The sequence below is a fragment of the Sphingomonas sp. Leaf34 genome (assembly GCF_001421805.1).
Classification (GTDB): Bacteria; Pseudomonadota; Alphaproteobacteria; order Sphingomonadales; family Sphingomonadaceae; genus Sphingomonas.
This window is the reverse complement of the sequence record NZ_LMLC01000001.1, coordinates 764,467-783,045: the sequence shown is the minus strand read 5'-3', so window position 1 is coordinate 783,045 and position 18,579 is coordinate 764,467. Positions and strand designations below refer to the sequence as shown.

Genomic DNA, 18,579 nt, shown 5'->3' with positions numbered 1-18,579 from the left:
GAGGGGGCGGGGGAGGGCATGGCCGCAAACGTCATGGCCAACGATACTCCAGCCCCTCCCCTAACCCCTCCCGCAAGCGGAAGGGGAATAGAAGCCGCCCTACCCGAACGCCTCGCGCGCGCGATCGCACTCGCGGGGCCTATCCCTGTTGCGCAGTACATGGCGGCCGCCAACGCGCACTATTACGCGACGCGCGATCCGCTTGGCGCCGCGGGGGATTTCACCACCGCGCCCGAGATCAGCCAGATGTTCGGCGAACTCGTCGGCCTTTGGTGCGCGGACCTGTGGGACCGTGCGGGGCGGCCGGACGTGGCGTGGGTCGAGCTCGGCCCCGGTCGCGGGACGCTCGCCGCCGACGCAGCGCGCGCGATGGCGAAGGCGGGGCTCGAAACCCCGGTCCATTTCGTCGAGACGAGCCCGGCACTCCGCACCGCCCAGGCCGACCGAGTCCCCGGCGCGACGTGGCACGACACGTTCGACACGCTGCCCAATGATCGCCCGCTGATCGTCGTCGCCAACGAGTTTTTCGACGCGCTGCCGATCCGCCAGCTCGTCAAGCGCGAGCAGTGGCACGAGCGGCTCGTCGCCGCGCAGGACCTGCTGTTCCTGCCGATCGCGGGCAAGCCGCTGCCCGACGCGGTCATTCCCGAGCCGTTCCGCGATGCGCCTGCGGGCTCGATCCTGGAGACCTCGCCCGCCGCGGTGACCATCGTCCGCGGCCTCGCGCAGCGGATCGCCCGCCAGGGCGGCGCGCTGATCGCGATCGACTATGGCTATGAAGGGCCTGCGCTCGGCGACAGCTTGCAGGCGGTCCGCGGCCACGCCTTCGCCAATCCGTTCGAGGCGCCGGGCGAGCATGACCTCACCGCCCATGTCGACTTCACCACGCTCGCCGCCGCCGCGCAGGCCGAGGGCGCGGTCGCCTGGGGGCCGGTGAGCCAGCGCGACCTGCTCGGCGGGCTTGGCATCGATTCGCGCACCTCGGCGCTCGCCAAGGCGGCGCCCGCGCGCGCCGAATCGCTGGCGGCGGATCGCCGCCGGCTGATGGACGACATGGGGACGCTCTTCAAAGCGCTCGCGATCACCGCGCCGTCCTGGCCGACCCCGGCGGCGTTCGCAGGGATGGGCGCGTGATCGCCTATCGCGACGCGGTGCCCGCCGACGGCCCGGCACTCGCCGCGATGGCGACGCAGTCGTTCACGGAGACGTTCGGCACGCTGTACCGCCCGCAGGACCTCGCGACGTTTCTCGACCAGGCGTTTGGCGAGAACGGGCTGCCTGCGCAGATCGGCGATCCGCGCTACACGATCCGCCTTGCCACCGACGGCGCGGCGATCGTCGGGTTCGCCAAGATCGGCCCCGTCGCCTTTCCCGGCGACTGGCCCGACACGGCGGTCGAACTCTACCAGCTCTATGTTCGCGCCGACCAGCATGGCGCGGGCGTCGGCCCCGCGCTGATGGACTGGGCGATCGATGCCGCGCGGGCTGACGGGCGGACGGAAATGATCCTCAGCGTCTATGTCGACAATGCGCGGGCGATCCGATTCTACCAGCGCTATGGGTTCGTCGAGATCGGCCGGTATGTGTTCATGGTCGGCGAGCAGCCCGACGACGATCGTATCATGCGGCTCGTCCTGTGATGATCAATAGTGCCGCAAATGAGCACCACCCCGGCGCAGGCCGGGGCCCAATTGGAAAGGTTGGTGTAACGATGCGCCGTCCTCTGTCAGCATTGTCCCCCATTTGGGCCCCGGCCTTCGCCGGGGTGGATGTGCGGGGAGATCGTTCGGCATGACCATCGACGTCATCCGCGCCACGTCGCTCGGCGGGGTCCGCCACGGCTTTCTCGGCCGTCGCGGCGGCGTGTCGACCGGCGCCTATGCGAGCCTCAACGTCGGCATCGGCTCCGACGACGACCCCGCCGCGATCGCCGAGAACCGCCGGCGTGCCAGCGAGGCGGTGCTGCCGGGCGGTACGCTCGTCGGGCTCTACCAGATCCATTCTGCCGACGTGGTCACCGTGATCGCGCCGTTCGACGACGCGCTCCGTCCCCGCGGCGACGCGCTGGTCACCAACCGCCCCGGGCTGGCGCTCGGCATCCTCACCGCGGACTGCGGGCCGGTGCTGTTCGCCGACGCGGAAGCCGGCGTCGTGGCGGCGGCGCATGCCGGGTGGAAAGGGGCGCTCGGCGGCGTCACCGATGCGACGATCCTCGCGATGGAGGCGATCGGTGCGCGCCGCGACCGCATCGTCGCCGCGGTCGGTCCGTGCATCGCGCGCGCGAGCTACGAGGTCGACGACACGTTCATCCGCCGGTTCTGCGAGTCGGATCCGGAGAATGAGCGCTTCTTCGCCGATGGCCGCGCGGACCATTATCAGTTCGACCTTGAGGCCTATGTCGTCAGCCGTCTCGCGGTCGCCGGGATTGGCCGGATCGAGGCGCTCGGGCTCGACACCTACGCCGACCCGGAGCGCTTCTTCAGCTACCGCCGCGCGACCCATCGTGACGAACCCTCTTATGGCCGCCAGATCAGCATCATCGGGCTGTAACGGGTCCCAAATCCTGCAGCGCTCGTTTAGGCTCGACAGATCGGTCCGCGCCAGACGGGCCACGCAGGAGCTTATGAATGTCCGATACCCCCGATAACGCAGGTGCCATCCCCGCCGAGACCGAAGCCGACCTGACCGGCGTCGCCGCGCGAGTCGCGCCCAAGCCGCAGGTCGAGAAGATCGGTGGACGCAAGCTGAAGCCGTCGACGCTGATGATGGGGCACGGCTATGATCCGTCGCTGTCGGAGGGCTCGCTGAAGCCGCCGATCTTCCTCACCTCGACCTTCGTCTTCCCCAACGCCGCGGCGGGCAAGCGGCATTTCGAGGGCGTCACCGGCAAGCGTCCGGGCGGTGCCGAGGGGCTCGTCTATTCGCGCTTCAACGGCCCGAACCAGGAGATCCTCGAGGATCGCCTCGGCGTGTGGGAAGAGGCGGAGGACGCGCTCGCCTTCTCGAGCGGCATGTCGGCGATCGCGACGCTGTTCCTCGCGATGGTCAAGCCGGGCGACACGATCGTCCATTCGGGGCCGCTTTATGCGGCGACCGAGACGCTGATCGGCCGCGTTCTCGGCAAGTTCGGGGTGAAGTGGCTCGACTTCCCGGCGGGTGCGACGCGTGAGGAGATCGACGCGGTGATGACCGAGGCCGCGACCGGCAACGTCGCGCTGATCTATCTCGAAAGCCCGGCGAACCCGACCAACGCGCTCGTCGACGTAGAGGCGGTCGCCGCCAGCCGCGATGCGATCTTCACGGGTGATAAGCCCCCGATCGCGATCGACAACACGTTCCTCGGGCCGCTGTGGTTCCAGCCGCTCAAGCATGGTGCGGACATCGTCGTCTATTCGCTGACCAAATATGTCGGCGGGCATTCGGATCTGGTCGCGGGCGGCGTCCTGGGGTCGAAGGAGCACATCAACACGATCCGGACGATGCGCAACACGATCGGCACGATCACCGATCCGAACACCGCGTGGATGCTGTTGCGCAGCCTCGAGACGCTCGAACTGCGGATGAGCCGTGCGGGCGAGAATGCGGCGAAGGTCTGCGGCTTCCTGCGGCATCATCCGAAGGTGGAGCGAGTCGCGTATCTCGGCTTCCTCGAAGACGAGCCCGGCATGGAGCGGCAAGCCGACATTTATCGCCGCCATTGCACCGGCGGCGGCTCGACCTTCTCGCTGTACCTCAAGGGCGGCGAGCGCGAGAGCTTTGCGTTCCTCGACGCGCTGAAGATCGCCAAGCTCGCGGTGTCGCTCGGCGGGACCGAGACGCTGGCGAGCCACCCGGCGGGCATGACGCATCTGTCGGTGCCCGATGCGCGCAAGCAGGCGCTGGGGATCACCGACAACCTCGTCCGCATCTCGATCGGCGTGGAGGATCCGGACGACCTGATCGCCGATTTCGAGCAGGCGCTGGAGACGATCTGAACAGTGTTCTCCCGCGAACGCGGGAGCCCAGGGTCACGAGGGCAAGGCCTGCGGCCCTGGGCTCCTGCGTTCGCAGGAGAACGGCTAGCTCTCGCAAGGGCAAGACGGTAACACCCCGTCGATGCCGATCTTCACCCCTATCCCGCAGGACGATTTCGTCGCTGCGATCCACGTCCTCGCCGCCAAGCTGGCCGAGGACACCGCCTGGACACCCGATTTCATCATCGGTATCGGCCGCGGCGGGCTGGTGCCCGCGGTGTTCCTCAGCCACGCGATCGGCCTGCCGACGTTGTCGGTCGATTATTCCAGCCAGGTGAAGGACTTCGCCGACGCGCCGCTGGTGAAGCTCGCCCAGCGGACGCGCGACGGCGAGCGGCTGCTGTTTCTCGACGACATCAACGATTCGGGGCGGACGATCACGCATCTGCGCGGCGCGCTCGCCGCGGCGGGTGCGGTCGACGGTGCGGTGCGGTTCGCGATGCTGATCGACAATGTCAGCTCGGCCGAGCGGATCGAGTATAGCGCGCGGACGATCGACCGGACGGTGACCAAGGACTGGTTCGTGTTCCCGTGGGAGGCCGTCGCGCCGAGCGCGGCGATCGCGGAGGATGCCGCCGAAGTGCCGGAGCGGATCGCCTGACCAGACCACCGACGTCATCCTGACGAAAGTCAGGACCCAGGGTAACCGACCAGTGTCATCGTGACTTAGGAGCCTGACTTTCGTCAGGATGACGGTGGGATTGTCACGCCCCGCCTCGTCGGTGCGGGTATTGCGCGGCGCAGACGAACAAAGGGCCGGCTTCCATACGGGAAACCGGCCCTCGCCCTCGATACGCTACGCGAGGGAACTGGGAAACTGGTTGGGCCTAGACGAGCGGGACGTCGGCAAAGCCGCCGTCGGTCGGGTCAGGCGCTGCCTGCCCGCCGTCCGTGCCGGCCGCTGCTCGACCGCTTTCGCGGCGAGCACCGGCCCGATGCCGGGCTTACCGCCGGCAATAGCGGGGGTTGTCCGACTTATCGATCGCGTTGCCCGCCAGACCGCCACCCGCTGCGCCGAGGACCGCGCCGAGCGTCCGGTCACCACGGCCGGCGATGGTGTGACCGAGCAGGCCGCCCGCGAGCGCGCCGATGACGGTGCCGCCGGTGTTGTCGCAACCGCGGCGGTTGCGCGCATTGTAGCGGCGGTCGTTGCCGCGATACTCGCGGTAGCCACGGTCGTAGCCATTGTCGCGGTAGCCACCCCGATAGCCCCCCTGATAGCCATCGTAGCCACGCTCGTAGCGCGAGCCCCAGCGCTGCGCATCGGCGGCGGCGGGAACGAGGGCGGTCGCACCCAATGCGAGGGCACTGGCGGCGAGGGTAAAAGTCTTGAACATCGTGCGTCTCCCGTTGGGGATTTCGGCGGCGGCGGTGGCCGTGCGTCCATCCTCGATGAGAGGCTTATGGGTGATTCGCATTGAGCCGAGCCTGAATGCCTCCGTTATCCGCGGTTCATGCTTCCGCGGACCGCGCGGGGCCCTATGAGGGCGCGATGCGACGCCTGATCACTGCCCTGTTCGTTTGCGTCAGCGTCTGCGCGATCGTGCCCACCTGGTCGGGCGAAGCCCGGCTCGACCTGCTTGGCGAGCGTGCGCAACTCACCGCGACTCGCGTGATGCTCGATCGCACCAATCCGCGGCACGTGCGCGTCGGTGGGCTGACCTATCTTGGTGGTTTGGCGCTCGACAGCCGCGACCCCGCGTTCGGGGGATTCTCGTCGCTCGATGTCGCGCCGGCCGCGACCGGCAATCGCTTCACGTTGCTGAGCGATGGCGGCAACATCGTCCAGTTCGACATGGGCGCGGACTGGCTCCCGCACCGGGTCGCGTTCACGAACCTGCCCGCGGGCCCCGGGATCGGCTGGGAAAAACGCGACCGTGACAGCGAATCGATGGCGATCGATCCGAAGACGGGGCAGATCTGGGTGGGGTTCGAGAACAGCAATATGATCTGGCGCTATGCGCCCGGGTTCGCGCGCTATGAGGCGCGTGCGAACCCCGATGCGATGCGGGCCTGGCCGGGGAACGGCGGCCCCGAAGCGATGACGCGGCTGCCGGATGGGCGGTTCGTGGTCATCAGCGAAGAAGCGCATGCCCGTCCGGCGGACTGGTCCGGTTCGGCGCGGACACGATTGCGCACGCGGCAGGCGCTGATCTTCTCTGGCGATCCGACGCGGTCCGGACCAGCGGAGCGCTTCGCCTACGAACCGTATGGCCGGTCAGATCCATCGGATGTCACCGCATTGCCCAACGGCGACCTGCTGGTGCTCGATCGCGCGTTCCGGCTGCCGTTTACGTTTTCCGCGCGAATCTCGCGGGTGGCTGCACGCGACGTAGCGGCCGGGCGCATCGCCCGCGGCACCCTGATCGCCACGATCGACGCGCCACTGGTTCACGATAATTTCGAGGGAATCGACACGACCGTCGAGAATGGCCAGACGATCGTCTGGCTCGTGTCCGACGACAACCAGATGGTTCTCGAGCGGACGCTGCTGCTGAAGTTCCGGCTCGATCGCTAGCCGCACAAACGCCGACGGCCCGCCCTGCGAGGTGCAGGGCGGGCCGCGGTGTTCGTCTCGACCGCCGCTCTACTGAGCGGCAACCGACAGCCGTCGCTGTTAGGCGGCGACTGCCGAGGCTGCGATCTTCTTGACGACTTCGCGCTTCAGGCGGCGAACGCGGAGCGACAGCTTGTCGTCCGAGGTCTTCACCAGCCAATTGTCGAGGCCACCATTATGCTCGACGGTGCGCAGGCCGTGCGTCGAAACGCGCAGCTTGACGCCCTTTTCGAGCGAATCGGACAGCAGCGTGACGTTCTGCAGGTTCGGCAGGAACGTGCGCTTGGTCTTGTTGTTGGCGTGGGAGACGTTGTTCCCGACCATCCGGCCCTTGCCGGTCAGTTCGCAAATGCGCGACATGTGATTACCTATTCAAGTGTCGGGAGGAACCCCGGAAAGGCGCGCGGATAGCTGGCACGCCGGCTTTCGTCAACCGATTCACGTAAAACGTGTTGTGCAACCGGCAGCGCTCGGCAACGTTGTTACGCTATCGAACTGTTCAAGAAAAGGGGATGTCTCATGCGTACGCTCTTGTCACTGGTCGCGATCGTCGTGCTGGTCGTGGTCGGCCTGATGTATTTCGGAATCATCAACATCGATCAGACCCGCCAGGGCGTGGTCCAGGCGCCGAAGTTCCAGGCCGACGTCGCCAAGGTCACGCTCGGCACCGAGAACAAGACCGTGGCGGTGCCGACGATCAACGTCGAGAAGCCCGCCAACAGCCAGGCACCGAACTGATCTTTACCTGACGGGGCGGGGCGGGCAGGGCTTTGCGCCATGTTCCCCGTCCCAGCCCCCATGCGCCGCGCGCTCGACGCGGCGCGCGATGCCGCGCTGGCCGGTGAAGTCCCGGTCGGCGCGGTCGTCGTGAAGGACGGCGTCGTTATCGCCGTGGCGGCCAATGCGCCGCGAACCCTGTCCGATCCGACCGCGCATGCCGAGATCCAGGCGATTCGCGCGGCCGCGCTGGCCTTGGGCAGCGATCGGCTCGAAGGGTGCGACCTGTGGGTGACTCTCGAACCCTGCGCGATGTGCGCCGGCGCCATCGCGCATGCCCGGATCGCGCGGCTCTATTATGGGGCGCCCGATGCGAAGGGCGGCGCAGTCGAGCACGGACCGCGGTTCTTCGGCCAGCCTACCTGTCACCACCGGCCCGAAATCTACGCCGGCATTGCCGAGACTGAGGCGGCGGGGATCCTGCGGGCATTCTTCGGCGCGCGGCGGTAGGTCACTTTAACTCCGCCTCCCGTTCGCCCTGAGCGCAGTCGAAGGGCATGCCCCAAGCGAAGGTGCTTCGACTTCGCTCAGTACGAACGGGGGGCGTGTGATCCTCCCCCGCCAGGGGGAGGTGGCGCCGAAGGCGACGGAGGGGGAGGACACGCAACAGCGGTTTCCCCTTCCCCCTCCGTCTGGCAAGGGCCAGATACCTCCCCCTGGCGGGGGAGGATTCCGGTTACCCCTCCAGGCTTTTCGACGCCTGCTCGAACAGATCCTTCGATAGCCCTGGCGTCGCCACGATCCGCTCCAGTTCCGCGCGCATCAGCCCGGCGCGCGCCGAATCGAACCGCCGCCAGCGCCCGAGCGGCGGCAGTAGCTTCGCCGCGGTCTGCGGGTTGAGCCGGTCGAGCGCCACCAGCTGGTCGGCGAGGAACCGATACCCGCTCCCATCCGCACTGTTGAAGGCGCGCTGGTTCGCACCGAACGCGCCGATCAGCGCGCGCGCGCGATTGGGATTGGTCAGCGTGAAGTCGGCATGCTCGGCAAGGCCTGCGACGATCGCGCCGGTATCGTCGCGCGACGACAGCGCCTGCGCCTGGAACCACTTGTCGAGCACCAGCGCGTTGTCGCAATATTGGCTGTAGAAGATGTCGAGCGCGGTAGTGCGGATCTCGGACTCGCTGCTCACCAGCGTGGTCAGCGCGCCCATCCGGTCGGTCATGTTGTCCGCCGATTCGAACTGCGCGAATGCCAGGTCGGCCGCATCGTCCGCGCCGCTCGCCGCGATATAGCCGAGCGCGACGGTGCGCAGGCGACGCAGGCCCTTGCCCTCGGGCGTATAGGCATAGGGCTGGCCCTCGGCGCGCGCATAGGCGGTGCGCCACTGCGCCTCGAGTTGCGTACCGAGATCGCGGCGCAGCGATTCGCGCGCACGGAAGATCGCCTCGGGATCGACGACGAGCATCTGGTCGCCGATGAAGCTTTCGGACGGCAGCAGCACCGCCTCGGCGACGAAGGCGAGATCGAGCTCGGCATTGTCGAGCGTGTTGGCGACCGCGGCGATCACGTCTGCGTGATCGGGCCGCCCCTCCGCCGAGGCGACCAAGGTATCGAGCATCAACTGCTGCATCGCCTCGTACCGCGCGAACGGATCGTCGTCATGCGCGCTGAGGAAGGCGAGATCGGCCGCGCTGCGATTGCTCTCGACCACCACGGGGGCCGAGAAGCCGCGGTTGATCGACAGCACCGGGCGTTCGGTGATGCCGTCGAACACGACCGTCTCGAGCGTATCGTCGAACAGGATGAGCCGCTCGTCGGTCAGCGGCAGGCCCGAATCGGCACCGAACAGCCGGACGCGGAGCGGCAGCACCATCGGCGACTTCACCGGCTGGCCGGGGGTCGAGGGGACCTGCTGGGCAAGCCGCAGCATCGCGCGATCGCCGTCCGGCGACACGCCCGTTTCGTACGTCAGGTTGGCCGAGACGCGCGGCGTGCCCGCCTGCGAATACCAGAGGCGGAACTGCGTCAGGTCGACCTTGCCGCCTTCCTCCATCGACGTGACGAAATCCTCGCAGGTCGCGGCCGTCCCGTCGTAGCGATCGAAATACAGGTCGGTGCCCGCGCGGAAGCCCTGCGGGCCGAGGATCGCGGCCATCATCCGGATCAGCTCGGCGCCCTTGTTGTAGATCGTCGCGGTGTAGAAGTTCGAGATTTCCTGATAGGATTCAGGCCGGACGGGATGCGCGAGCGGCCCTGAATCCTCGGGGAACTGCGACGCGCGCAGGCCGCGGACGTCCTCGATCCGCTTGACGGCGCGCGACCCTTGGTCGGCGGAGAAGCCCTGGTCGCGGTAGACGGTGAAGCCTTCCTTCAGCGACAGCTGGAACCAGTCGCGGCAGGTGATCCGGTTGCCCGACCAGTTGTGGAAATATTCGTGCGCGACCACCGCGGCGATCGCGTCATAGTCGTAATCGGTCGCGGTATCCGGATCGGCCAGGATGTAGCGCGAATTGAAGATGTTGAGGCCCTTGTTCTCCATCGCGCCGAAGTTGAAATCGTCGACCGCGACGATGTTGAACACGTCGAGATCGTATTCGCGGCCATAGGTCGTCTCGTCCCACGCCATCGCGAGTTCGAGCGCCTTGAGCGCATGGTCGGTCTTGGGCAGGTCGGCCTCGCGCACCCAGATGCCGAGCGACACCTCGCGGCCCGACATCGTCGTGAAGCGGCCGCGGTTGACCGCGAGATCGCCCGCGACCAGCGCGAACAGATAGGAGGGCTTGGGGAACGGATCGTGCCACGTCGCCCAGTGGCGGCCGTCGTCGAGCTGCCCTTGCGCGACCGGATCGCCATTCGCGAGCAGCACGGGGAAGTGCGTCCTGTCCGCGATCATCCTGACCGAATAGACGCTGAGCACGTCGGGGCGGTCGGGGAAATAGGTGATGCGGCGAAAGCCCTCCGCCTCGCACTGCGTGCAGAGATTGCCGCCCGACGCGTAGAGCCCCATCAGCTGCGTGTTGCGATCGGGCGCGATCTCGACCTGAGTCTCGACGACGTGCGCCGCGCCGGTCAGCGGGATGACGAGCTGTTCGCCGTCGAGCCGCCAGTCGTTGACCGCGACGCCGTCGACCGTGACCGACAGCGGCTTCTGCCCCGCGCCGTCGAGCCGCAACGGGCTGTCGTGATCGCCGTTGCGGGTCACCGACAGCGTTGCCGTCACCCGCGTGGTCGACGGATCGAGGGCGAAATCCAGCTTCGTCTCGGGGACCAGCCATTCCGGCGGGGCATAATCCTCGCGACGAATGACGAGAGGGTGGGCGAGACTGTTCTGGAGATCGAGCATATCCTTGCGAATATAGGGCCGCGCCGATCTATCGCCAGCCAAAGCTTGGTTCGCATTCATCCGAACATTGCACCTCCCCGGCCTCCGCCGGGGAGGTGTTTCTCGGTAGGCAACGTCTTCGCCCGGGTGACCCAAAGCTTGCGCGGGAGTTGGTGCATGCTACGTCGCTGCAACACGTTCCCTTTGCTAGGATTTTCGGATGTATCGTCCCCTTGGCGCGCTCGCGATTCTCGCGCTTTCTACGTCGGCGCTTGCTCAGACTGCGCCCGTTACGGCGGCGACCACTGCCGCGTTGAACGCAAAGCTTGCTGCCCCGCTGCCCGCGGACCAGGCGGCGATGAAGGCGCACGTGCTGTTCCTGGCGTCCGATGCGATGAAGGGGCGCGAGGCCGGGAGCCCCGAATTCGACATCGCCGCGCAATATGTCGCCGCGCAATTCTATGCCGCGGGGCTGCGTCCGGGTGGCGACGCGGGCGGCTATCTCCAGACGGTGCCGCTGGTCAGCTACAAGGCGGCGAGCAAGGGGGATTTCGTCTGGACCGGTCGCGGCCCCGCACAGCCGCTCGTGTTCGGTGAGGACTACGTCCCCGCCGCGAACGGCGCAAAGGCCGAAACCAGCGTTTCGGCCCCGGTCGTGTTCGTCGGCTACGGCATCGACGCGCCGCAATATGGCCAGGACGATTATAAGGGCGTCGACGTGCGCGGCAAGATCGTCGCCTATTTCGGCGGCTCGCCCGCGCGGTTCGGTGGCGAGGAGCGCGCATTCTTCGGCTCGGGCGGCACCAAGGCGGCGATCGCGCAGGCCAAGGGCGCGGTCGGCGTGATCACGCTCGAAAGCCCGCGCTCGGCCAAGGTGCGGCCATTCGCCAAGCTGGCGGAGTCCTATGCGACGCCGCGGATGACGTGGGCGAACCCCGACGGCACCGGCAAGGTCGATGCGCCCCGCGCGCCGTCGCTCGGCACGGTCAGCATGGCCGGCGCGGCCAAGCTGTTCGCGGGCGCAAAAATGCCGTGGAGCCGGATCGCCAAGCAGGCCGAGGGCGACAATGCCAAGTTCATGGCGATGCCGCTGCCCGGCACGCTGACCGTCGCCACCAAGACAAGCTTCGTACCCGCCGCCAGCAGCAACGTCGTCGGCATGATCCCCGGCAGCGATCCGGTGGTCGGCAAGGAAGTCGTCGTGCTCTCGGCGCATCTCGATCACATCGGCATCACCAAGCCTGTGAAGGGCGACGCGCTCAACAACGGCGCGCTCGACAATGCGATCGGCATCGCCAGCCTGATCGAGGAGGCCAAGCGCTTCACGGCGAGCGGGCAGGCGCCCAAGCGGACGATCATGTTCCTTGCCGTCACCGGCGAGGAGAAGGGGCTGGTCGGCAGCGACTATTTCACCAACCATCCGACCGTGCCGCTGGCCTCGATCGTCGCGGACGTGAATCTCGACATGCCGATCCTGACCTACAAGTTCGAGGACATGGTGGTGTTCGGCGCAGAGCGGTCGACGATCGGCCCGATCGTGCAAAAGGCGGTCGCCGCGATCGGCGTCGGCCTGTCGCCCGATCCGATGCCGGAGGAGGGCATCTTCGTCCGCTCCGACCATTTCCGCTTCGTCCAGAAGGGCATTCCGGCGGTGTTCCTGTGGCCGGGTCAGAAGGGGCCGGGCAAGGCCGCGGTCGCGTATTTCATGGCGAACAATTACCACAAGCCGTCGGACGACCTGTCGCAGCCGATTATGTGGGATCAGGGCGTGCGGTTCGTCGATGCGAACTACCGGATCGCGCGCGAGATCGCTGACGGCGCGCAGCGGCCGGTGTGGAACGCGGGCGATTATTTCGGGACCTTGTATAAGGGGCCGATGGCACCGACCGGGACGACGAAATGAGCAGGCTGCTGATCTTCGGGCTGGGCTACACCGCCGGGCGGCTTGCCGATCGGCTGGCGGCGGACGGCTGGCATGTCGTCGGCACCACGCGCGACGGTCGCGGCGACTCGATCCGGTTCGACGATACCGACGCGGTGACCGCGGAGATCGCCGCGGCGACGCACATCCTGTCGTCGGTCCCGCCCGAGCATGAGGCGGACCCCGTGCTGGGGCGCTACGGCGCGCTTTTGCTGCGGACTCGGGCGTGGGTCGGCTATCTGTCGTCGACCGGCGTGTACGGCGATGCGCGCGGCGCGTGGGTGGACGAGACCGCGCCGATCGGCGGCGGCCGGCGCAGCGCGCGGGCGGCGGCGGATGCGGACTGGCTGGCACTTGGCGCGCGGACGTTCCGGTTGCCGGGGATCTATGGCCCGGGTCGCTCGCCGCTCGACCGCGTGCGCGCGGGCAAGGCGCACCGGATCGAGCAGCCGGGGCAGGTCTTCAGCCGCGCGCATGTCGACGATATCGTCTCGGGCGTGATCGCCGGGTTCGATGCGCCGGCGGGGGCGTATAATCTCGCGGACGACGTGCCCGCGCCGCAGAACGACGTCGTGGCGTTCGCGGCGATGCTGCTGGGCATGCCCGCGCCGCCGTTCGTGACGCTCGACGAGCTGTCGGCGATGGGGCGCGGATTCTATAACGAGAACCGGCGCGTGGCGAACGGCAAGGCCAAGCGCGTGCTCGGCTGGACGCCCGCCTGGCCCGATTACCGCGCCGGCCTGCGTGCGCTGAGTGCGATGACCAGCCCGATGCCCGACAGCACCGCACCGGCGACCGCCAGCGTCGACCAGTGATAGCGCTCGAACAGAGTCGATAGCAGCATCGCGATCACCGGCACGATCACGCCTGAATAAGCCGCCTTGGCCGGGCCGATCGCGCGGATGACGTTGAAATAGAGCGGGAAGGCGAGCGCCGACGCGAACACGCCGAGGTACAGGATGCCCGCGACATAGCCGAAGCGGGCCTCGAACACCGGCGGCCCGGTGGTGATCCACGCGAACGCCGCATCGAGGCACGCGCCGATCAGCATCGCGATCGCGAGCACGGGCGCCATCGGATAGCGTTTGGCGAACGCGCTGCCCTGGATGACGTTCGCGACGGAGGCGGCCATCACGCCGCACAGCGTCAGCACGATGCCGATCGTCGCCGAGCGCGGCCCATGCGGATCGACCCGCGCCTCGTTGACGAACAGCAACGCGACTCCCGCCATCGCCACCGCGCAGCCGAGCATCAGCTGTCGCCCGAGGCGTTGCTTGAGGAAGATGCGGCCGAAGATCGCGTTGGGGACGAGCAGGAGGGCGAACACCACCGCGACCAGCCCCGAGGTGACATAATGCTCGGCGCGGTAGACGAAGTTGAAGTTGAACGTGAACAGCGCGACGCCGATGACGGCGGCGAACGCGTAGCCGCGCGCGTCGAACCGGAAGCTCTCGCGCTTGATGCTCGCATAGATCGCCATCGCGATGCCGGCGACGAGGAAGCGGTAGCTGATCGACCAGCTCGGCGGCACCACCGCGATCTGGTCGCGGATGACGAGCCAGGTCGAGCCCCAGATCAGCGTGACGATGCCGAACGGGATCAGCACCGCCGCGCGGGTCGACTGGATCGGGGGTAGCGGCGGGGCGGGGGTCATAACTCCCGGATCGCGTCGGCGAGCAGGCCGACCGCGTCCGCCGGGCTGTCCCAGGCGGTGACGAGGCGGATCTCGCCCGCCGCCCAGTCGTAGAAGTCGAAGCCGCGCGCGCGCAGGGCTGCGGCTTCCTCTGGCGTGGCGCGCAAGAAGACTTCGTTCGCCTCGACGGGGTGGACGAGGCGGTCGCCGGCTGCGGCGGCGAGCGTGGCGGCGGCGTCGTTCGCAGCGCTGGCGGTGGCGAGCCAGAGATCGTCGTCGAGCATCGCCAGGATCTGTGCCGCGAGATAGCGCCCCTTCGACAGCAGCAGGCCCGCGCGCTTGCGGCGGTATTGCGTGACGGCGGCAAGATCGGGCTTGAAGAAGACCAGCGCCTCCGCGCTCATCGCGCCGTTCTTGACGAAGCCAAAGCTGAGCGCATCGACGCCGGCGCGCCACGTCATGTCGGCGGGCGAGCAGCCGACGCGCGCCATCGCGTTGGCGAACCGCGCGCCGTCCATGTGGAAGCCGAGCCCGCGCTCCTTTGCCAGCGCGCCGATCGCGGCGACCTCGTGCGGCTGGTAGACGCGGCCATATTCGGTCGCGTTGGTGATCGAGATCGCGTGCGGCTGGACGCGGTGGACGTCGTCGGGGATCGCATCGAGGACGGTCCGGATCGTCTCGGGCGTCAGCTTCGCGCCGATGCCGTCGGCGAGGAACAGCTTGGCGCCGTGGGTGTAGAATTCGGGCGCGCCGCCCTCGTCGTTCTGGATGTGCGCGTCGCGGTGGCAGACGATCCCGCCATGCGGCGGGCAGAGCGCGGCGAGCGCGAGGCAGTTGGCGGCGGTGCCGGTGGGAACCCAGAGGACCGCGACCTCGGTCTCGAACAGCGCCGACAGGCGGCCGTCGAGCTGCTGGCTCCACGCATCGCCCGCATAAGCGGTGTCGAGCGTGTCGGCGGCGGCGATCGCGGCCATGACTTGGGGATGGATCGTGGCGGCGTTGTCGGAGAAAAAGCGCATGGTCAGGACATGCTGCGATGCAGTGATGGCGTCAACGGGGAGGGTGCGTGCCGCGGTTCGATCCGAGCGGCTCTTCCACCCCGGCGAAGGCCGGGGCCCAATTGGGGGCGGCAGGTGGCGAAGGACGGCGCGTCGTTACTGCAGCCTTTCCACTTGGGCCCCGGCCTCCGCCGGGGTGGTGGCGTTTGCGGAATCACTGCTCCCCGTCATACCCCGGCTCGTCCTCGGGCGGGCGGCGATCGTCGCGTTGCGGCGGGCCCTCCTCGCGGTCGCGGCGCGAGGGGCCGACGGAGATCGTGCCGTCCTCGCCCATCTTCAGGTTGAAACCTAACCCCTCGATCTCGCCGCCGAGCGGCAGCATCGAATTGCTCTCCTCGTCCGCGGGCAGCGCATCCGGATCGACCTCCTCGACCGCGGGCGGCGGGGCGGCGACAGGCGCGATGCCGAGCGCGGACTGCATGAAGTCGCGCCAGATCCGCGCCGGGATCCCGCCGCCCGACAGCCCGGGGTTCGAGCTGTTGTCGTCGTTGCCGACCCACACGCCGACCACCAGATCGCGCGCGAAGCCGACGAACAGCGCATCCTTGTTGTCCGAGGTCGTGCCGGTCTTGCCGAACGCATCGACCGTCAGGTTCGCCTGCCGCCCGGTGCCGTTCCGGATCGACGCCGCGAGCAGATCGAGCATCTCGTCATGGATCTTCGACGGGATCTCGGTCGCGCCGCCGGTCAGCGACTGGTACCAGCCCTTCTCGCGGACGTCGGCGAGGCCGCGCGGCTGCACCGGATAGTGCTCGCGTGCGATCGCGGCATAGGCGGCGGTCAGTTCGAGCAGCGACACGGTCGAGGTGCCGAGGCCGATCGTCGCCTCGCTCGGGATCGGCGTCGAGATGCCGAGGTCGCGCGCCGCCTTGATCACCGCCTTGACGCCGACCTGCTGCGTCAGCCGCGCGGCCGCCACGTTGGACGAGCGCGCGAACGCCTGGCGCAGCGTGATCGTCCCCTGATAGCGGCCATCGCTGTTCTTGGGCGTCCAGTCGCCGATCGTCACCGGCCGGTCCTCGATCGTCGAATCGGGGGTGAGCCCCGAGCGCATCGCGGCCAGATAGACGAACAGCTTGAAGGTCGAACCGGGCTGGCGCCGTGCCTGCGTCGCGCGGTTGAACGGGCTCTTGCGATAATCCTTGCCGCCGATCATCGCGACGACACGGCCATCCGGGCGCATCGCCACGAGCGCGACCTGCGCCTGCCGCAGCCCCGCGCGCGCGACGGTACGCTCCGCCGCACGCTGCAATCTCGGATCGAGCGTCGTCTGGACGGTCGCCTCGGTCTTGATCTCGCCTGCCTGGTCGCGCGCCTCGGGCAGGATCCAGTCGGCGAAATAGGTGCCGTTGGGCAATTGCGACGGGCGGCTGCCCAGCACGCGCTGCGGGCGGACCGCGTCGCCCTCCGCCTTGGTGAGGAAGCCCGCATCGACCATCGCGCCGACCACGACCGCTTCGCGCTTGCGCGCGCCTTCGAGGTTCGAGGTGGGGGCGAGACGCGACGGCGCCTTGACGAGCCCGGCCAGCATCGCCGCCTGGCCGACGTTAAGCTTGTCGGGCGTGCGGCCGAAATAATGCTTGGCCGCCGCGCTGATCCCGTAGGTGTTGTCGCCGAAATACACGTTCGACAGATAGCGCGACAGGATCTCGTCCTTCGACAGCCACGCCTCGAGCCAGAAGGCGATCATCGCCTCGCGGATCTTGCGCGTCGCGGTGCGGTCCGAATCGAGGAACGCGTTCTTCGCGAGCTGTTGCGTGATCGTCGAGCCGCCCTGGCGCACGCCGCCCGAGCCCATGTTCGCCCACGCCGCGCGCGCGATGCCACGCGGATCGACGCCCCAGTGCGAGTAGAAGCGCCGATCCTCGATCGCGAGGAACGCCTGCGTCACGTGCGGCGGCAGCGTGGCCGCGTCGACCGGCTTGCCGATGATCGCCCCGCGTCGCGCGATCGGCGTGCCGTCGTCCGCGGTGAGCGTGATCGACGGCGGCGTCGGCGGCTGGAGCGACTTCGACAGCGGCGCGGTGATCGCCAGCCAGATGATCGCGATCACCAGCAGGACGATGCCGATGCCGAGCCCGCGCAGGATCCACCGGCCGATCGGACGCTTGCGGCGGGGGGCGCGCTCGGCGGCATAGGGCGGCGGCGCGTCGCGATCGTCATACGGTTCGAACGCGTCGCCATCGCGTTCGCGCCCGTATTTCTGGCGCAGGCGTTCGCGTTCGGTGACGAGCCGCTCGCGCTCATAGGCATAGGGCTCGCGGTTGCCGCCTGCGCTCGAGCCGGAACGGTTGGTGTCGAAGGGATCGGGGCGCATCGGTCGTTCCAGCGGGTCGGCCAAGCGGCGGACATCAGGTGTATTATCGTTCTATGACAGCTCGGGCAAGTCTCGGCTTGCGACGCGCGTTCCTGCGCATGCTTAACGTGTACAGGGGCTTAGCGACAGCGGTACGACGTCTCCAGGACGAGAACCGACCGAAGGCCTGTTGTCATCGCGCGACGAAACGGGGAAGAGCATGTCGATGACGTTCGAACAGGATGAAACCGTGGCCGCTTCCGAGACTTTCCCGCTGGTCGTTGGCATCGGTGGCACGATCGGCGGCGTGTCGTCGACCGAGCGCGCGCTCCGGATCGCGCTCGATGCGGTCGAAAAGCAGGGCTATCGCACGCGAATGTTCGGTGGCGCCGACATGGCGCGGCTGCCGCTCTACGATCCCAAGGCGACGACGCGGACCGCGGACGAGCGAGCATTCGTCGAGGCCGTGCGCGGAGCATCCGCGATGATCATCGCCAGCCCAGGCTATCACGGCAGCATTTCGGGCGTGGTGAAAAACGCGCTCGACCTGCTCGAGGAAACCGCGCGCGACGGGCGGCCGTATCTGGCCGACATGCCGGTCGGGCTGATCGCCACCGCCTATGGCTGGCAGGCGACGGGCAGCACGATCGCGGCGCTCCGCTCGATCGTCCACGCGCTGCGCGGCTGGCCGACCCCGTTTGCGGCGGCGATCAACACGCAGGTCACGAAGTTCGACGACGAGGGCGGGGCGAACGACCCCGCGGTGATCGAGCAGTTGCGACTGGTCGGCCACCAGGTCGCCCGGTTCGCGCCGCTGTCCGAGCCGGCGAACTAACGGGTCTGCACTCTTCCCCGTTCCTGAGCGAAGTCGAAGGATGTGCCCCAAGCGCGGGTGCTTCGACTCCGCTCAGCACGAACGGAATTTTGCGCGGTGGATGCGACGTCCGTCGTGTCGGCGAACGCGTCGGTGAGTCCTACAATCCTCCCCCGCCAGGGGGAGGTGGCAGGCGTCAGCCTGACGGAGGGGGTGGGAAGGGCAACCTCTGTTCCGTCTCCTCCCCC

The 18,579-nt window shown here is 68.2% G+C and carries 17 protein-coding genes; 11 read left to right on the top strand and 6 right to left on the bottom strand.

What is annotated here, in order from left to right; all coding sequences use genetic code 11:
- The first annotated feature begins 33 nt into the window (after positions 1–33).
- The 5 genes from ASF00_RS03540 (at position 34) to ASF00_RS03520 (ending at position 4,614) form a co-directional block, all read left to right on the top strand.
- On the top strand, positions 34–1,134 hold the full coding sequence (locus ASF00_RS03540; protein ID WP_055874150.1) for a class I SAM-dependent methyltransferase: 1,101 nt from the start codon (positions 34–36) through the stop codon (positions 1,132–1,134).
- Positions 1,131–1,640 (top strand): GNAT family N-acetyltransferase, encoded by a 510-nt coding sequence (locus tag ASF00_RS03535; RefSeq protein ID WP_055874146.1) that lies wholly within the window; start codon positions 1,131–1,133, stop codon positions 1,638–1,640. The genes ASF00_RS03540 and ASF00_RS03535 overlap by 4 nt, the downstream gene beginning before the upstream one ends.
- 151 nt (positions 1,641–1,791) lie before the next feature.
- The gene (pgeF, locus tag ASF00_RS03530; protein ID WP_055874143.1) at positions 1,792–2,550 is read left to right on the top strand and encodes a peptidoglycan editing factor PgeF; all 759 of its coding nucleotides are present in this window, start codon (positions 1,792–1,794) and stop codon (positions 2,548–2,550) included.
- A 77-nt stretch (positions 2,551–2,627) separates the two neighbouring features.
- Complete coding sequence (locus tag ASF00_RS03525) at positions 2,628–3,974, top strand: cystathionine gamma-synthase family protein (protein ID WP_055874141.1); 1,347 nt, start codon at positions 2,628–2,630, stop codon at positions 3,972–3,974.
- 121 nt (positions 3,975–4,095) lie between these two features.
- Complete coding sequence (locus tag ASF00_RS03520) at positions 4,096–4,614, top strand: phosphoribosyltransferase (RefSeq protein WP_055874138.1); 519 nt, start codon at positions 4,096–4,098, stop codon at positions 4,612–4,614.
- A 343-nt stretch (positions 4,615–4,957) separates the two neighbouring features.
- Here ASF00_RS03520 and ASF00_RS03515 read toward each other — a convergent pair whose 3' ends face one another.
- A complete protein-coding gene (locus ASF00_RS03515) occupies positions 4,958–5,350 on the bottom strand; it encodes a glycine zipper 2TM domain-containing protein (protein ID WP_055875347.1) in 393 nt (130 codons plus the stop codon).
- A gap of 155 nt (positions 5,351–5,505) precedes the next feature.
- On the opposite strand from ASF00_RS03515, the gene ASF00_RS03510 reads away from it, so the two are divergent.
- Positions 5,506–6,531, top strand: coding sequence for an esterase-like activity of phytase family protein (locus tag ASF00_RS03510; RefSeq protein ID WP_055874134.1), 1,026 nt, complete (start codon positions 5,506–5,508; stop codon positions 6,529–6,531).
- A 99-nt stretch (positions 6,532–6,630) separates the two neighbouring features.
- On the opposite strand, the gene rpmB is transcribed toward ASF00_RS03510, so the two are convergent.
- On the bottom strand, positions 6,631–6,930 hold the full coding sequence (gene rpmB / locus ASF00_RS03505; RefSeq protein WP_055874131.1) for a 50S ribosomal protein L28: 300 nt from the start codon (positions 6,928–6,930) through the stop codon (positions 6,631–6,633).
- 159 nt (positions 6,931–7,089) lie between these two features.
- Here rpmB and ASF00_RS03500 point away from each other — a divergent pair, with 159 nt between their 5' ends.
- The gene (locus tag ASF00_RS03500; protein ID WP_055874129.1) at positions 7,090–7,308 is read left to right on the top strand and encodes a hypothetical protein; all 219 of its coding nucleotides are present in this window, start codon (positions 7,090–7,092) and stop codon (positions 7,306–7,308) included.
- Positions 7,309–7,368: 60 nt separating this feature from the next.
- Positions 7,369–7,797, top strand: a complete 429-nt coding sequence (locus ASF00_RS03495; RefSeq protein ID WP_055874124.1) for a nucleoside deaminase — start codon at positions 7,369–7,371, stop codon at positions 7,795–7,797.
- Between the two features lie 226 nt (positions 7,798–8,023).
- Here ASF00_RS03495 and pepN read toward each other — a convergent pair whose 3' ends face one another.
- Complete coding sequence (gene pepN, locus ASF00_RS03490) at positions 8,024–10,630, bottom strand: aminopeptidase N (protein WP_055874121.1); 2,607 nt, start codon at positions 10,628–10,630, stop codon at positions 8,024–8,026.
- Between the two features lie 199 nt (positions 10,631–10,829).
- Between pepN and ASF00_RS03485 the strand changes: the two genes are divergently transcribed.
- Complete coding sequence (locus ASF00_RS03485) at positions 10,830–12,512, top strand: M28 family metallopeptidase (protein WP_055874118.1); 1,683 nt, start codon at positions 10,830–10,832, stop codon at positions 12,510–12,512.
- Entirely contained in the window at positions 12,509–13,345 is an 837-nt protein-coding gene (locus ASF00_RS03480) for a hypothetical protein (RefSeq protein ID WP_055874115.1), read from the top strand. Before ASF00_RS03485 ends, ASF00_RS03480 begins: the two co-directional genes overlap by 4 nt.
- Here ASF00_RS03480 and ASF00_RS03475 read toward each other — a convergent pair.
- From ASF00_RS03475 to ASF00_RS03465, 3 genes are all read right to left on the bottom strand, one after another.
- Complete coding sequence (locus ASF00_RS03475; RefSeq protein ID WP_055874112.1) at positions 13,258–14,184, bottom strand: DMT family transporter; 927 nt, start codon at positions 14,182–14,184, stop codon at positions 13,258–13,260. The genes ASF00_RS03480 and ASF00_RS03475 overlap by 88 nt on opposite strands.
- Entirely contained in the window at positions 14,181–15,182 is a 1,002-nt protein-coding gene (locus tag ASF00_RS03470; RefSeq protein WP_055874109.1) for a threonine aldolase family protein, read from the bottom strand. Before ASF00_RS03470 ends, ASF00_RS03475 begins: the two co-directional genes overlap by 4 nt.
- Positions 15,183–15,375: 193 nt before the next feature.
- The gene (locus tag ASF00_RS03465) at positions 15,376–17,538 is read right to left on the bottom strand and encodes a transglycosylase domain-containing protein (RefSeq protein ID WP_082463230.1); all 2,163 of its coding nucleotides are present in this window, start codon (positions 17,536–17,538) and stop codon (positions 15,376–15,378) included.
- A gap of 205 nt (positions 17,539–17,743) precedes the next feature.
- Here ASF00_RS03465 and ASF00_RS03460 point away from each other — a divergent pair, with 205 nt between their 5' ends.
- Positions 17,744–18,352: an NADPH-dependent FMN reductase gene (locus ASF00_RS03460; protein ID WP_055875344.1), complete on the top strand. Its 609-nt coding sequence runs from the start codon at positions 17,744–17,746 to the stop codon at positions 18,350–18,352.
- Positions 18,353–18,579: the final 227 nt, after the last annotated feature.

Bases quoted from the DNA above. Each gene is read 5' to 3' on its own strand.
- ASF00_RS03540 (WP_055874150.1), top strand. From the start codon at position 34: ATGGCCAACGATACTCCAGCCCCTCCCCTAACCCCTCCCGCAAGCGGA.
- pgeF (WP_055874143.1), top strand. From the start codon at position 1,792: ATGACCATCGACGTCATCCGCGCCACGTCGCTCGGCGGGGTCCGCCAC.
- ASF00_RS03525 (WP_055874141.1), top strand. From the start codon at position 2,628: ATGTCCGATACCCCCGATAACGCAGGTGCCATCCCCGCCGAGACCGAA.
- ASF00_RS03520 (WP_055874138.1), top strand. From the start codon at position 4,096: ATGCCGATCTTCACCCCTATCCCGCAGGACGATTTCGTCGCTGCGATC.
- ASF00_RS03515 (WP_055875347.1), bottom strand. From the start codon at position 5,350: ATGTTCAAGACTTTTACCCTCGCCGCCAGTGCCCTCGCATTGGGTGCG.
- ASF00_RS03510 (WP_055874134.1), top strand. From the start codon at position 5,506: ATGCGACGCCTGATCACTGCCCTGTTCGTTTGCGTCAGCGTCTGCGCG.
- rpmB (WP_055874131.1), bottom strand. From the start codon at position 6,930: ATGTCGCGCATTTGCGAACTGACCGGCAAGGGCCGGATGGTCGGGAAC.
- ASF00_RS03500 (WP_055874129.1), top strand. From the start codon at position 7,090: ATGCGTACGCTCTTGTCACTGGTCGCGATCGTCGTGCTGGTCGTGGTC.
- ASF00_RS03495 (WP_055874124.1), top strand. From the start codon at position 7,369: ATGCGCCGCGCGCTCGACGCGGCGCGCGATGCCGCGCTGGCCGGTGAA.
- pepN (WP_055874121.1), bottom strand. From the start codon at position 10,630: ATGCTCGATCTCCAGAACAGTCTCGCCCACCCTCTCGTCATTCGTCGC.
- ASF00_RS03485 (WP_055874118.1), top strand. From the start codon at position 10,830: ATGTATCGTCCCCTTGGCGCGCTCGCGATTCTCGCGCTTTCTACGTCG.
- ASF00_RS03480 (WP_055874115.1), top strand. From the start codon at position 12,509: ATGAGCAGGCTGCTGATCTTCGGGCTGGGCTACACCGCCGGGCGGCTT.
- ASF00_RS03475 (WP_055874112.1), bottom strand. From the start codon at position 14,184: ATGACCCCCGCCCCGCCGCTACCCCCGATCCAGTCGACCCGCGCGGCG.
- ASF00_RS03470 (WP_055874109.1), bottom strand. From the start codon at position 15,182: ATGCGCTTTTTCTCCGACAACGCCGCCACGATCCATCCCCAAGTCATG.
- ASF00_RS03465 (WP_082463230.1), bottom strand. From the start codon at position 17,538: ATGCGCCCCGATCCCTTCGACACCAACCGTTCCGGCTCGAGCGCAGGC.
- ASF00_RS03460 (WP_055875344.1), top strand. From the start codon at position 17,744: ATGACGTTCGAACAGGATGAAACCGTGGCCGCTTCCGAGACTTTCCCG.